The sequence below is a fragment of the Ruegeria sp. HKCCE4148 genome, from assembly GCF_017872495.1.
Classification (GTDB): Bacteria; Pseudomonadota; Alphaproteobacteria; order Rhodobacterales; family Rhodobacteraceae; genus Ruegeria.
The window spans coordinates 42,906-55,750 of the sequence record NZ_JAEDOS010000010.1; the positions used below are offsets into that span (position 1 = coordinate 42,906).

Here is a 12,845-nt window from a genome sequence, read left to right on the forward strand (position 1 = left end):
GTGTTCCTTATTTCACAGCGCCGAAGGTCAGGCCGCGTACAAGTTGTTTCTGGCTGAACCAGCCAAGGATCAGGATTGGTGCAATCGCCATGGTCGAGGCCGCGCTGAGCTTGGCAAAGAACAAGCCCTCGGGGCTGGAATAACTGGCGATGAAGGCGGTCAGGGGGGCGGCGTCGACGGCCGTCAGGTTGAGCGTCCAGAACGCTTCGTTCCAAGCCAGGATGAAGTTCAACAACACGGTCGAGGCGATGCCGGGAATGGCCATTGGGGTGAGGACGTAGAGGATTTCCTCTTTCAGCGTCGCCCCGTCCATCCGTGCGGCTTCCAGAATCTCACCGGGAATTTCGCGGAAATAGGTATACAGCATCCAGACGATGATCGGCAGGTTGATCAGCATCAGGACCACGACCAACCCTCCACGCGTGTCCAGCAAGCCAAGTCTGATGAACAGTAGGTAGATGGGATAGAGTACCCCAACCGCAGGCAGCATCTTGGTGGACAGCATCCAAAGCAGGATGTCCTTGGTACGCTTTGAAGGCACAAAGGCCATTGCCCATGCAGCGGGGACGGCAATGATCACACCCAGAATGGTCGAGCCACCAGCAATGATGACCGAATTCCAAAGGAACCGCATATAGTCCGATCGTTCTTGCACGATGGCATAGTTCTCAAGTGTCCAGTCGAAGTTCAAAAACAGCGGTGGGCTGGCAATGGCCTGCGCCTCGGTCTTGAAGCTGGTCAGGATGGTCCAGAGGATCGGGAAGAAGATCAGCAGTCCGACGGCCCAGGCAAGGGCAGTGTTCAGCGATTTGCGGCGGGTTGTGACGGCGCGGGCCATGGTCTTACCTCCTCACGCGTCCAGGTTCTTGCCGACGATGCGCATCAGGAAGATCGCAACGATATTGGCAAGGATGATGGCATAGACACCTCCGGCTGATCCAAGGCCGACATTTTGGCTTTCCAGCACGCGCTGGAAGATCAGGTAGGTGAGTGTACGGGTGCCGAATGCGCCGCCGGTGGTCACGAAGATCTCGGCGAAGATTGACAGAAGAAAGATGGTCTGGATCAGGATCACGATCGTTATCGCGCGGCTCAGATGCGGCAGGATGATGTGGTAGAAGCGCTTCAGCACCGGCGCGCCGTCCATTTCCGCTGCTTCAAGCTGCTCACTGTCCAGCGACTGGATCGCTGTCAGCAGGATGAGCGTTGCAAAAGGCAGCCATTGCCACGAAACGATCATGATGATCGAGGTCATCGACGCCTCGGACAGCCACGAGATCGGCTCGGCCCCGAAAAAACGCCACAGATGCGCCAGCAGGCCGTTGACCGGGTCCATGAACATGTTCTTCCAGACCAGCGCGGATACGGTCGGCATTACGAAGAAGGGCGCGATCACGAGGATGCGGACAACGCCCTGACCCCACATCGGCTGGTCCAGGAGCATCGCCAGAAGGATACCCAGCACGACCGTTATGACTAGAACGCCGCCAACGATCATCAATGTCGCCTGCACCGCTGGCCAGAAAGAGCTTGAGGAGACAAATCGGACATAGTTGTCGAAGCCAACCCAGCCCAAGTCACCACCACGCAGGGGCAGGTATTTTTTAAAAGAAAAGTACAGCGTCATCGTCAGCGGCACGAGCATCCAGCCAAGCAGCAGGACCACTGCGGGTGCCATCATAAGGCGAGCAACGGATCGGGAATGTTCGGTAGCCATGACGCAAAACCTCTCTGTTCAGGCGTAGCTTAGCCTGCGAGATAAACGCGGGTTAGGGAAGGGTCTGGTGTGGCGGGGGGCAGGGGGCTGCCCGCCCGCTTCAGCTGGGGCCTCAGTAGCCTGCGGCTTCCATTTCTTCGGCAGTAAAGGCCTGAGCTTTTTCAAGCGCTTCTTCCACCGTTTGCTGTCCGGCATAGACCGCCGAGAACTCCTGGCTCACCTGCGTGGCGATGCCTGCAAATTCTGGGATCGCGACGAACTGAATGCCTGTGTAAGGCGTTGGTTGTGCGCAGCAGTTTTGCGGGTCGGCCATCAGGATCGACTCCAAGGTCATGTTCGCAAAGGGAACTTCCTTGTAGTTCGGGTTCTCATAGAGCGAGGTCCGCGCACCGGGTGGTACATTGGCCCAGCCTTCGTTTTCGGCCACCAATTCGATGTAGTCTTTCGAAGTTGCCCATTCGATGAACTGTTTCGCCGCATCCTCTTGCTGTGTGCCGGCCGGAATTGCCAACGCCCAGGCCCAGAGCCAATTGGCGCGCTTGTCTACGCCTTCCGAGTTAGGAGCCAGAGCGAAGCCGACCTTGTCTGCAACGGTCGAGTCATCCGGGTTGGTCACAAAAGACGCCGCAACAGTGGCATCAATCCACATCCCGCACTTGCCTTGCTGGAACAGGGACAAGTTTTCATTGAACCCGTTGGTGGCATAGCCTGCCGGACCCGATTCACTCATCATATCGACAAAGAATGTAAGCGCTTCTTTCCATTCGGGTTGATCGAACTGGGGTTTCCAGTCCTCGTCGAACCAACGCGCACCAAATGAGTTTCCGGTGACGGTAATGAAGGCACCACCTTCACCCCATCCGGCCTTGCCGCGCAGGCAAATGCCGTTGATGTCGTTGTCGCGGTCCGTCATCGCAGCCGCGGCTTCCCGGATAAACTGCCAGGTCGGTGCCTCGGGCATTTCCATGCCGGCCTTCTCCATCAGATCGGTTCGGTACATGATCATCGAACTTTCGCCGTAGAAAGGTGCCGCGTAAAGCGTTCCATCGTGGCTCAGACCGCCAGCCATAGCAGGCAGGATGTCGTCAACGTCATACTCGTCTGACATGCCGTCCAGCGGCACCAGCCAGCCATTTGCGCCCCAGATCGGCGTCTCATACATGCCGATGGTCATGATATCGAACTGACCGCCTTTGGTGGTGATGTCGGTGGTCACGCGCTGGCGCAGTACGTTTTCTTCCAGCGTCACCCATTCCACATCAATGCCGGTCGCTTCGGTGAATTTGTCGGTATAGCCCTGCATCCGGATCATGTCGCCGTTGTTCACAGTGGCGATCGTGATGGATTGTGCATGAGCCGCTGCCGTTGCGACGAAAGTCAGTGCAGTCGCCGCACGAAGTGCGTTCTTCAGATACATCCCTGTCCTCCCTGAGCTTGGATGTCGTACAGAGAGCCTAGAGTGTAAGTTGTCGCGCCGTCAATAAAAACTTTACGCGCGTTAAAAAGTTAAATTATGCAGAATCCCTCAAGACAAGTCGCGCGGGGAACAAGGTTTCAGTGCGCGTTGAGAATTTCCCACCACTTTCAATGAGTTCGAACAAAGTTTCGACGCTTCGGCCGGCTACATTATCGTAGTCATGCGCAGCTGTCGTCAAAGAGGGACAGGTAAACTTTGCGAATGGGTGGTCATCGTTTGAGGCGACACGAAGCGAACAATCTTCTTTCCGACCAACCCGAATCCCTTGTTCGAAACAGGCTGCCAGAAAGCCGATGGCCAACCGGTCGTTGCTGCACAAAACAGAATCTGTCTTCAGCCCGCGCTCTTGCAGGACTTTCAATGCGCCTCGGTGGCCGATCTCTTCAAAGGCCCAGCCTGTGCCATCGACTTTAATGATATGTGGCTCGAAGCCCAACCGCTCCATCACGTCGACATAGGCCTTACGTCGTTTATTCGCGTTTGGGTTTGCGGGCGTGCGCATTTCAAAAAAGGAAGGTGGCTCACCTGTCCTTGTCATGTACTCCACGGTCTGCGACACAAAGCTAAAGTTATCCGAACCGACAAAGGCTGCCCCCAGGCCATCAAGGTTACTGTCGAACAGGATTGTCGGCACATTGGCACAGAACTTTTCGATAGTAGATCTGTCCGAGGTACGCCCCAAAGGTGCCAAAAGCACTCCTGCGGGTTTCAAGGATTGCAGCCCATCCAGGATCTCGTTCTCGAGCTTTTGTTCGCCATGTGAGCTGAACAGGGATGGGCGATAGCCGGCTGCAATGCAGGATTGTTCCAGATAGCGCGCGATTTCGGCAAAGAACGGATCGGCCAGATAGGGCACGACGATGCCAATATTCTTTGTAAGCTTCCGGTTTTGGTTCACTGCATAGATGTTCGGGCGGTAGTCAAACCGTTCCAGCGCCTCCTCTATGCGCGCCCGTGTTGTTGGGCGAACGCTATCGGGATCATGGAAATACTTTGAAACTGTAGGCCGCGATATCCCGCTTAGGGCCGCGAATTCTTCCATGTTCTTAATTTTGGTCATGCCAGTCTGCCTGCGGAACTCAGCCGCCTTAATCTTATCATGTTTTTACATATTCTTTGCGCGCGCCAAGAAAATCAATAGCCAGACAATTTCCACATCTTTGTTTGGGCGGGGCGCGGGCTTCACAAACTCACTTTAGAAAACTCTTGATGCTAAAACAGGGCCACGATGGGCTAGGTCACGGGCAAATGCTCCGGCGCTCTGGGTATAGTCATGGTCGACGCTAAAGTAACAATATTTGAATGTGAGCGCAGGTAAGACTCCGCAGGCGTTACAAAACCGTGGCAATTCCTACGGCGAAAGTTGACCGGGAATGGAGTATTGGGGCGACCCATTTCAGTCGCGAAGGCTAGTAGTTGAATCTCAGCCCAATTCCGGCACCTTGGTCATAGGGGCGGTCTGCACCGATGCCGATCAGAATATCAGCATAGAGAGCAACTCTGGGGCTGAAGTTCTTACCGATCTGGAATTCTGCAGTGGCGGGCCAGGCGTCATTCTCCCAATCGTATGGCGCTTTGATATCCGCTTTGATCCAATACCCATCACCAAACGGCTGAAGCGCAATCAGGCGCATCGCTGTTTGGCTGATATCGGTCGGACCGTTATAGGAAGCGAAGTGTTGGACCAAAGGGATCAAAGTCAATCCGGTGTTCGCATTTGCGAAGGCGAACCCGCCAAATGGTGCAATCTGATCCGATCCGGTTCCGATGCCTTCGTTCGGCTCGCCAAAATCAAGTATCCACTCCAAACCAAGCGCGGATTTGACGCTCCAGGTGTCATTCAGGGGCTGCTGTGAGGGGAAATAGATCAGCTTGAAATTGGTCTTTTCAAATCCACTGAACCGCGTGCCGGTCGCGTTCGTCGAGTTGTAGTGAAGCTCATATTTCAGTTTCAGATTGGGGCGCAACATGTATGCACCGTCGATGAAAGCATCCTGACGGTCGACATCCCCTTCGAGATCGAAATACTGATAGCGAATGTCGGTGTTGTTCACTGCAGCCAGTGGATTTGAAGCATTTTCTTCGGCTTCGGCGGCAGCACCCACCATAAGCTGCGCTGAGGTCAGGAAAGCAGAGCAAAGGGAAATTCGTGACATAGTTCACCTGACGGAATGGGTGCGGGTAATTAGACGGCGGCGGTTTGGTACCGCCGTCTGAATTCGTCATTGCCAGCTAGAGAAAACGTCTCGGGTCAGTTCGCTTTCAGGGCGAAGGTTTTCTATGCCTTCATAAGGCACACCTTTTCCGAGTGGCAGATGGGGGTGCTTTGCGATGGTTTTCTGGTGGCGCTTGACCATGTCCTGGAAGGACGCCCCGGACCAAAGCGAGTACCCGACAAGCGGATGTTCTTCACGTGGGTCGCGATAGACATTGAAAACGGGTGCCGCAGCGCCGGGCTGTCCAGGGGCTGGAAGATGCATCTTGAACTCTTGCTTGACCACCGAGCGTAAGACGGGCCCTTCGTAAACATAAACAAAGTCGCGGCGCGAATTGCCTTCGCCCTCAAGCAACAGCGCCGTCTGGTCAATACCGTCAATCACGCGGTCGCGCGGAATGTGGTCCGTTGCGCCTGCGATACGGGCAAAGGTTGTAAACAGATCCGAGACATGCACGATGTCACCTGCTGCGCTGCCCGGCTCAATCGCGGCGGGCCACCGGATGAACGTATCTGTGCGCACGCCGCCTTCAAGATGCTGTGTCTTGCCGCCGCGATAAATCAGTTGGTTCAGGCCGGACGCTTCTTCGTAGTGATACATCAAGCCATTGTCAGCCATGATCACGACAATGGTGTTGTCTGCTTTGCCGGTTTCATCAAGTTTGGTCAGCACATCCCCGATCCAGCCGTCCAGAACTTGCAACTTGTCGGCATGGAAGCCTCCATTGCGGGATACGGCTTGATCGGGATAGGCAAAGTTCAGTGGATAGAGCGGCCAATACTGCATGAAAAACGGGTTGTCCTGTGCTGCGAGCCGCTCAAGCTGCTCCAGTGCTTGCCGCTGATAGCGCAGGTTCATTTCCTCGTATTTAGCCTGAGTCCACTCTTCGCCCGGCGCCATGTCGACTTCGCGCGCCAGACCGCCAGCTTCCGCTTCCACGCCGGTTACCAGGCCGTAGGGTTTGAACCGCTCGTCCAGCTGGAATTGGTTCGACTGACCCGACGGATGGAAGCCAAGCATGTTGTTTGCAACCATGGCGTCCCGTGTCATCAGGCTGAGCTGAACCTGTTGATGCAAGGGGAAGGCCGCCCAATCAAAACCCTGATTGTGCGGGTAGGCCTGTTCTATATCGCCCTGATGCCACTTCCCGACATGCGCTGTGTTATAGCCTTCTTCCTTCAGGATTTCGGCAATCGTGACCTCCTCGGCTGAAAGACCTTCGCCAACCAACGCTACTTTGACCTCCTCCACACCGGCACGTACCGGATGGCGACCGGTCAGCATGGCCGTTCGTGTCGGTGTGCAGGAGGGCTCGGTATACATTCTCATCAAAGACATGCCTTGCGTGGCAAAGTCGTTGATGTTGGGCGTGTCAAAGCCGGTGACGTAGTTCATCGTCCGGTTGCCCATCTGACCAAAGCTGACATCGTCTATCAGAATGTAGAGGATATTGGGTGGCTTGCCGCCATTGGCGTCTCGGATCTCGGCAAGCTTTGCTTCAATTTCTGTATCCTGAGCATCCCATTGCTCTCCAAACTGTGCGCGAAGATATTCAAATTCTCCGTCACGAATGATAGGCGCATCCTGAGCAAAGCTCGTGCCTGCCGTCAGCACCATGGCCGCGGTGTGTATCAATACTGACCTCATTGGTATCCCTTCCCCGTGTTTGAATTACATCTTCCCCGCGCGCCGCAGCGATTGGGCAATTTCATCTCGAAGCCCATTCAGGGTTTCACGGATATCGCAGGCGAACCGGTCGGATTCACTTCCCGGCTCAGCGTTTATCGAGAGGTATTCTTCACTCAGAAGCTGGTAGTCCCTGCAAATCTCGTCGAATACAGGATCCCTACGGCGTAAGTCCGCGATTGCGGCCTTGTTCTTGGGAAACAATGTCTCAATGGCGTTGCTTTTCATTTGGGCGGCACGTTTGATGGGTAAGACGTTTTCTCGATCGAACAACAAATTCACTTCTTTCAATAGGTTTATCGGGGCATAATACGGTATAACGAGGGGTGTAACTTTTTGAAAAAATTGTGTTATCCGAGGATCATCAGCAGTGGTGAATGAGGGGAAAAACCCTAGTGCCGAGGATGTTCAGGCCGCGCTTCAGCGGCTTGTGAGGTCTTCGACCTTCGAGGGATCACAGAGATTGCAGGACTTTCTTGTGTATGTGGTCGAGGAATCTCTGAACGGTCGGGCCGACGACATTCGGGCCAAAACGATTGCGATGGATGTCTATGGCGGATCAATGTCCGAGATGCCGCGCCGCGAAAACGTGGTGCGGGTGGATGCTGGTCGCTTGCGCCGCAAGCTTGCCGAATACTACGCCACAGATGGGCGCGACGAGAAAACGGTGTTCGACCTGCCAAAGGGCGGATACGCCCCGCTGATCTCGAAAAGGTTGGGTGAGGCGGCTCTGCCTGAGACCCCAAAGTTTGAAACCAAGGCGACTGCATGGGTAAAGCCAGGTGCAGGGATCGCTGGGGTTTTCTTACTGGGCTGTTGTGTGATTGCTTTTTGGTTGGCTTCGACATGGCAGGACAGCGCAACCGATTTGCCAGTCGACGGCCTGAGCCGAGATGAGCGCAGCGCCATTTTTGATGCCTCTCCAATGCGCCTTCAGGCTGTAAATCTGGCCAATACTGGTCGGGACCTGATCTTTCCGGCCCTGGAACCCGCGCGACTTGACGCGGCCTTGACCATATTCAAAGGGGCGATCGAGAACGACGAAAGCTATTTTGGCGGCCATGCGGGCGCCGCGCAGGTTGCGGCGACGATTGCTGTGCTGACACCGGATCCCGATCTGGCCAGTAGCATGTTGAGCTACGCAGACACGCGAGCCAATAGGGCCGTCGAGTTGGCCCCGGAAACGGGTTGGAGCCAATCCGCAAAAGCTTGGGTCGAATTCGCCAAAAATAACTGGCCAGAGGCCATGGAGGCTGCCCAAAGAGCACAGCGTTTGGCGCCCAATGACGTTCATGTATTGGAGTTTGTGTCACTGATAATGCTGTACTCGGGTTCGTTTGAAGAAGTCATTGTGATCAGTGAGGACGCGCGGTCGAAATTCGACCTCGAGCGTGGATATGTGTTTCAAAACGCAATGGGGTCGGCCAAGTTTCATTTGAAGGACTACGAAGGCGCTGTATCAGCCTTTGAACAAGCAACCGAAAATGGCGGCCCTGTCGGACCTGTGTCTGTTGCTTACCTGATGGCGTCTTATCAGATGTTAGGCAACGAAAGCAAAGCGCAGGCCCTGTCAGAAAAACTGTCACGTGAGTGGCCCGACAGTCGCGTGGACGCGCTGTTTCAAAAGCTGTTCGCGGACCCAAAATATGGGAAAGACCTTGGTGAGGCTATGAGACAGGCCAATTGGCGACCAGGCAACTCGCGCTAAAGTTGCGCACTTCAGCAGTGGCAATGAAACCTGATGGCTTCGGCGAGGGGTGTGTGGTCACGTGAAAGTCTTGATGGAGCCTAGGGAAATGCCGCCGAACGCCTAATGCACTGATAGTAAACACTATTGTGGTGTGTTGGTTTACAGTGTGCCACACCGAAGTGTGTACAAATGTTTGTTTGTCAGTGCATCTATGGGTCTGGTTTTTTGTTTGCTCTATCAGTTGGTTAACACCCTGTTCCCTTCCACAGTAGTATGCAGCATGTGGTCGTCTATTGCTCCCAACAGTGATTTATAGTGTTCTGTTGATCGAGGAGAAGTTGATGCTATCGAAACTATAGTCGCGCAGTATCGCAGTCACCCCTGCTGCACATTGCGCAGGGTAGTTAGACGCAATTGACCATGAGGCGAGCACTATTGTAGACAAAACATAACTTCGACGGCGGCGAGAAAGTCGTGACTGACAGGCGGGCACATGCAATGAAACGGGCATACCAACACTTTTTGAGGGCTGGCCTAGCTGTCCTCTGTCTCGCGTTGGTCGTTTGGTCCGTAACGCCATCATTCTCGCACGCACCGGCGATTTTTGAGACAATCCAAGATCATCTGGAAATGGTCGAAGATCATGGCCACTCACATGGGTTTGAAGAAGACCTCTTTTGGGCGATGCACGGTCATAGCCACGATGTGGCCGATCATGACCACAACCAGGCGTTTCTCTCCAGTGGTCCCAGCACTGCTCCTGAATTGCACATAGGCGAGGCGTGGCGGCGGCTAGCTTCGGCCAACGGCCCCACCCGTAAGTTCAGAATAGACCGACCTCCGCGCGCTTGATCGGCACTGCGCAGTTCATGCGCATCACCGATCAATCTAAATACTAAGCGGAGTTACTCCATGAGAACCTTCATTGAAGGCGTCAGACGCAATTCTAAGCGTCTCGCGTTCTTCGTCCTATCCATGTTGCTGCTATCGACCAGCGCAGCTTTGGCGCATGATGTTACGCCCGGCGATGCTGGCTACATCCAAGAAATCTGGGGCGTGCACATCATCCCCTTCATGTACCTCGGCGCCAAACATATGGTGACGGGCTACGACCATATCCTGTTCCTCCTTGGCGTCGTCTTCTTCCTCTATCGGTCGAAAGACGTTGCAGTCTACGTGAGCCTCTTTGCAGTGGGGCATTCCATCACGATGCTTGCAGGCGTCTGGTTTGGCTGGGGCATCAGTTCATACATTGTGGATGCCATCATTGGGTTGTCCGTTGTCTACAAGGCACTCGACAACCTAGGGGCCTATCAACGTTGGTTCGGCTTTCAGCCCAACACCAAGGCGGCGACTTTCATCTTCGGCCTGTTTCACGGCACCGGCTTGGCCACGAAGATACTCGACTACCAGATCGCACCAGACGGGCTTCTGCCCAACCTCCTGGCGTTCAACGTTGGCGTCGAGATCGGGCAACTTCTGGCATTGGCTGCCATCCTCATCGTCATGGGGTACTGGCGAAAGAGCGCCAAGTTTTTCGAACAAGCCTACACCGTCAATGTCGTCATGATGACCATCGGCTTTGTGCTGATGGGATACCAACTCACCGGCTATTTTGTGGCCGCATAAGGAACCCCACAAATGTTTAACGCAAAGAAACCGAGCCTCGAAGAGTTACCAAGCTCAGCCCAACTCCTTCGGTCCACCATCATCGCGGCTGTCAGCGCCGTGGCAATACTGGTCGCTGTTGTGCTGCCTGCGGAATACGGGATCGACCCAACGGGTGCAGGGCGCGTGCTTGGCCTGACCGAGATGGGTGAAATCAAACAGGACCTGGCGGATGAAGCCGAACAAGACCAACAGCTTCATGGGGCCGATCAGTCGTCAAGCTTATGGGATAACGTATTCGGTCTGTTCGTTGGCACAGCACTTGCTCAGGAGGCGTGGCAGGATACAATCACGTTCACGCTCGAACCTGGCGAGTTCACCGAGATTAAGGCAACTATGGAAGAGGGCGCGACCCTCTTTTACGCGTGGGCGGCTGAAGGTGGTCGTATCAACTTCGACCTCCACGCGCATGCGGGCGACCAAAACGTGACCTACGAGAAGGGGCGCGGTCAAAACGAAGGCGAGGGCAGTTTTGAAACCCCCTTCGCCGGTGATCACGGCTGGTTCTGGCGAAACAGGGACGATGAGGCGGTAACCGTCACACTCAACCTAAATGGTGCTTACTCGGACATCGTTCGGAGCGAGTAATGTCGCAAGCCGCGCATCAAAACAGTGGTGCGCGGCATCAAAACTCCAGTTCGAGTTCTCAAGTAATTGGTGTATGCTGATTAGTTCACTACCCGAGACGCCTTCTGCGGCCAGTACCCAAACCCACTCTGGAATAATGTCTTCTATTGGTGCGGCAGGTTGCGACTAGCCTGCATCTGTTGAACATCGTCAGGCCAAGTGGAACGTATGTAGGCCAGCACGTCCCATATGTCTTCGTCAGTCAGGGTGCTTTCAAAGCCGGGCATGCCACTGTTAAAGTCTTTAACACCGCGTGCTGCCAACGCGTCTGCCCCACCTAGTTTGGTATACTCGAACAGCAGCTGATTATCATGGTGCCATGTGTGCCCTGTCACGTCATGTGGTGGAGCAGGCAACACTCCGTCATCGTCGGGTGTCTGCCAGTTGGGTTGGCCTTCCAGATTAACTCCATGGCATGAGGCGCAGTGCTCTGCATAGAGTTCCTGCCCATTCGCAAGGTCTCTATCTAACAACTCATGGTCTGCAGCGACGCTGGTACCAATGCAGCATATAGCAAGTGCGGAAAGGTGTTTTTTCATCTCTGCCTACCTTAACTCGGAAGCGTTAGTACGCTCGTGAGTGTGGCTGTTGTCGCCAAAACCACTAATACGACTATTGCCTCCACCTCGATAGATCGGGCGAGGTGTCGCGCTGCTTTAGCATCTCCGCTTTGCATGGACGGAACAAATCGGAGCTTGTTCGCTGCGGCGAGTATCAACAAAAGCCCCACCAGCAACACTTTGAACAACAGTGCCTGCCCGTAGCCAGTGAACAAGAGCCCTTGGAGATTGCCAACAAGCAACCAAGCCATCCAGAGACCTGCCACGATCAAAGTCGGAACAATCAATGCAGCAGCTTGTCCAAACCTGTGCCCCAGTCCAGCAGCATCTGTCAGATGTTCAGGCATGAGAGCCAAACTCCGCAGCGGGCTAAATATGCCCACCCAGAAGGCTACACATAGCAGGTGCAATAGCAGCAAGAGCTGGATGCCGACACTCTCTAGCTCGGGTACGTGCCCGATCTGTGCAAAGGACCACAAAGCCACTGTGCCACCCAACAGTGCGATCCATTGACCAAAGCGAGGAACAGACAGCCCCACAAGGATCAACACTGCGCCGATAAGGCGGTAGACAAAGGCGTCTCCCACGGATGTCTGCCAAAGCAGACCAAGCATTTCTGGATCGACCATGCCGTCAACTCCGCCTGTTAAGGCGGCTCCACGAAGCAGGAAACCAACAACCGTTGCGGCGAGAGCAAGCCACGCTAAGGCTCTAGCTTGGCGTTTTATCCCGAGGCTAATCGGTGCGACAAAGCCGGAATAGAGGTAACTAACAATCACAAGCCCGGTGGACCCCGCAAAGCCGATGTAGAGCCCTAGCTTTGCGAGGATCGAGGCAATACCCCAAATGTCTGGCATGCTCATTCCACGGTAAAGGAAAACTTGCCCTGCATCGCATGGCCGTCTTCACCTAAACCACGCCATTCGATGACATAGGTGCCCGTTCCATTGCTCGGCAGTGGGATCGTGAACTCCTGACCAAAATTTGTCTGGTCGCCCAAATCCAGGCTTACGGCCGAGTGTTCTTCATGGGCCATCTGTATCCGTGTCAACCGGATATCCTTAGAGAAGTTGAGGCCAATTTCAGCGGGCACAGTGGTTATTGTGGCTCCGTCGGCAGGAGTTGTTTCTTCGATCTTGGAATGCGCGAGTACGCCGCTGGGAAGGGCAGCCATGAGTGCGAGTGTTATGAACTTTTTCATGGT

At 54.7% G+C, this 12,845-nt stretch carries 13 protein-coding genes; 3 read left to right on the plus strand and 10 right to left on the minus strand.

Translation table 11 applies throughout. The features are described 5' to 3' along the window. Positions 1-7: 7 nt before the first annotated feature. The 7 genes from I9187_RS18965 to I9187_RS18995 form a co-directional block, all read right to left on the minus strand. Positions 8-838, minus strand: coding sequence for a carbohydrate ABC transporter permease (locus tag I9187_RS18965; RefSeq protein ID WP_170614620.1), 831 nt, complete (start codon positions 836-838; stop codon positions 8-10). A 12-nt stretch (positions 839-850) separates the two neighbouring features. Beyond that, the gene (locus I9187_RS18970) at positions 851-1,717 is read right to left on the minus strand and encodes a sugar ABC transporter permease (protein WP_171181732.1); all 867 of its coding nucleotides are present in this window, start codon (positions 1,715-1,717) and stop codon (positions 851-853) included. 112 nt (positions 1,718-1,829) lie between these two features. Then, entirely contained in the window at positions 1,830-3,134 is a 1,305-nt protein-coding gene (locus I9187_RS18975) for a sugar ABC transporter substrate-binding protein (RefSeq protein WP_171181730.1), read from the minus strand. 94 nt (positions 3,135-3,228) lie between these two features. After that, a complete protein-coding gene (locus tag I9187_RS18980; protein ID WP_171181728.1) occupies positions 3,229-4,254 on the minus strand; it encodes a LacI family DNA-binding transcriptional regulator in 1,026 nt (341 codons plus the stop codon). A gap of 349 nt (positions 4,255-4,603) precedes the next feature. Beyond that, positions 4,604-5,350 (minus strand): hypothetical protein, encoded by a 747-nt coding sequence (locus I9187_RS18985; protein WP_171235947.1) that lies wholly within the window; start codon positions 5,348-5,350, stop codon positions 4,604-4,606. A gap of 66 nt (positions 5,351-5,416) precedes the next feature. Continuing rightward, a complete protein-coding gene (locus tag I9187_RS18990; RefSeq protein WP_245223303.1) occupies positions 5,417-7,045 on the minus strand; it encodes a sulfatase-like hydrolase/transferase in 1,629 nt (542 codons plus the stop codon). Positions 7,046-7,081: 36 nt separating this feature from the next. Beyond that, positions 7,082-7,324, minus strand: a complete 243-nt coding sequence (locus tag I9187_RS18995; protein ID WP_171181722.1) for a hypothetical protein — start codon at positions 7,322-7,324, stop codon at positions 7,082-7,084. A 235-nt stretch (positions 7,325-7,559) separates the two neighbouring features. On the opposite strand from I9187_RS18995, the gene I9187_RS19000 reads away from it, so the two are divergent. From I9187_RS19000 to I9187_RS19010, 3 genes are all read left to right on the plus strand, one after another. Further along, the gene (locus I9187_RS19000; protein ID WP_171181720.1) at positions 7,560-8,804 is read left to right on the plus strand and encodes an adenylate cyclase; all 1,245 of its coding nucleotides are present in this window, start codon (positions 7,560-7,562) and stop codon (positions 8,802-8,804) included. Between the two features lie 957 nt (positions 8,805-9,761). Beyond that, a complete protein-coding gene (locus I9187_RS19005; RefSeq protein WP_245223309.1) occupies positions 9,762-10,415 on the plus strand; it encodes a HupE/UreJ family protein in 654 nt (217 codons plus the stop codon). Positions 10,416-10,427: 12 nt separating this feature from the next. Next, the gene (locus I9187_RS19010; RefSeq protein ID WP_171235952.1) at positions 10,428-11,042 is read left to right on the plus strand and encodes a transmembrane anchor protein; all 615 of its coding nucleotides are present in this window, start codon (positions 10,428-10,430) and stop codon (positions 11,040-11,042) included. A 143-nt stretch (positions 11,043-11,185) separates the two neighbouring features. On the opposite strand, the gene I9187_RS19015 is transcribed toward I9187_RS19010, so the two are convergent. Genes I9187_RS19015 through I9187_RS19025 form a run of 3 tightly spaced genes read right to left on the minus strand, consistent with a single transcriptional unit; the run spans position 11,186 to position 12,842 of the window. After that, positions 11,186-11,620, minus strand: a complete 435-nt coding sequence (locus tag I9187_RS19015; protein ID WP_171181712.1) for a cytochrome c — start codon at positions 11,618-11,620, stop codon at positions 11,186-11,188. An 11-nt stretch (positions 11,621-11,631) separates the two neighbouring features. Further along, on the minus strand, positions 11,632-12,498 hold the full coding sequence (locus I9187_RS19020) for a CopD family protein (RefSeq protein ID WP_171619873.1): 867 nt from the start codon (positions 12,496-12,498) through the stop codon (positions 11,632-11,634). 2 nt (positions 12,499-12,500) lie between these two features. Continuing rightward, the gene (locus tag I9187_RS19025) at positions 12,501-12,842 is read right to left on the minus strand and encodes a copper resistance CopC family protein (RefSeq protein WP_171181708.1); all 342 of its coding nucleotides are present in this window, start codon (positions 12,840-12,842) and stop codon (positions 12,501-12,503) included. Between the last annotated feature and the right edge of the window lie 3 nt (positions 12,843-12,845).

What these genes read in the sequence shown, in the direction of transcription:
- I9187_RS18965 (WP_170614620.1), bottom strand. Translation starts at nt 838, where the DNA reads ATGGCCCGCGCCGTCACAACCCGCCGCAAATCGCTGAACACTGCCCTT.
- I9187_RS18970 (WP_171181732.1), bottom strand. Translation starts at nt 1,717, where the DNA reads ATGGCTACCGAACATTCCCGATCCGTTGCTCGCCTTATGATGGCACCC.
- I9187_RS18975 (WP_171181730.1), bottom strand. Translation starts at nt 3,134, where the DNA reads ATGTATCTGAAGAACGCACTTCGTGCGGCGACTGCACTGACTTTCGTC.
- I9187_RS18980 (WP_171181728.1), bottom strand. Translation starts at nt 4,254, where the DNA reads ATGACCAAAATTAAGAACATGGAAGAATTCGCGGCCCTAAGCGGGATA.
- I9187_RS18985 (WP_171235947.1), bottom strand. Translation starts at nt 5,350, where the DNA reads ATGTCACGAATTTCCCTTTGCTCTGCTTTCCTGACCTCAGCGCAGCTT.
- I9187_RS18995 (WP_171181722.1), bottom strand. Translation starts at nt 7,324, where the DNA reads ATGAAAAGCAACGCCATTGAGACATTGTTTCCCAAGAACAAGGCCGCA.
- I9187_RS19005 (WP_245223309.1), top strand. Translation starts at nt 9,762, where the DNA reads ATGTTGCTGCTATCGACCAGCGCAGCTTTGGCGCATGATGTTACGCCC.
- I9187_RS19010 (WP_171235952.1), top strand. Translation starts at nt 10,428, where the DNA reads ATGTTTAACGCAAAGAAACCGAGCCTCGAAGAGTTACCAAGCTCAGCC.
- I9187_RS19015 (WP_171181712.1), bottom strand. Translation starts at nt 11,620, where the DNA reads ATGAAAAAACACCTTTCCGCACTTGCTATATGCTGCATTGGTACCAGC.
- I9187_RS19020 (WP_171619873.1), bottom strand. Translation starts at nt 12,498, where the DNA reads ATGCCAGACATTTGGGGTATTGCCTCGATCCTCGCAAAGCTAGGGCTC.
- I9187_RS19025 (WP_171181708.1), bottom strand. Translation starts at nt 12,842, where the DNA reads ATGAAAAAGTTCATAACACTCGCACTCATGGCTGCCCTTCCCAGCGGC.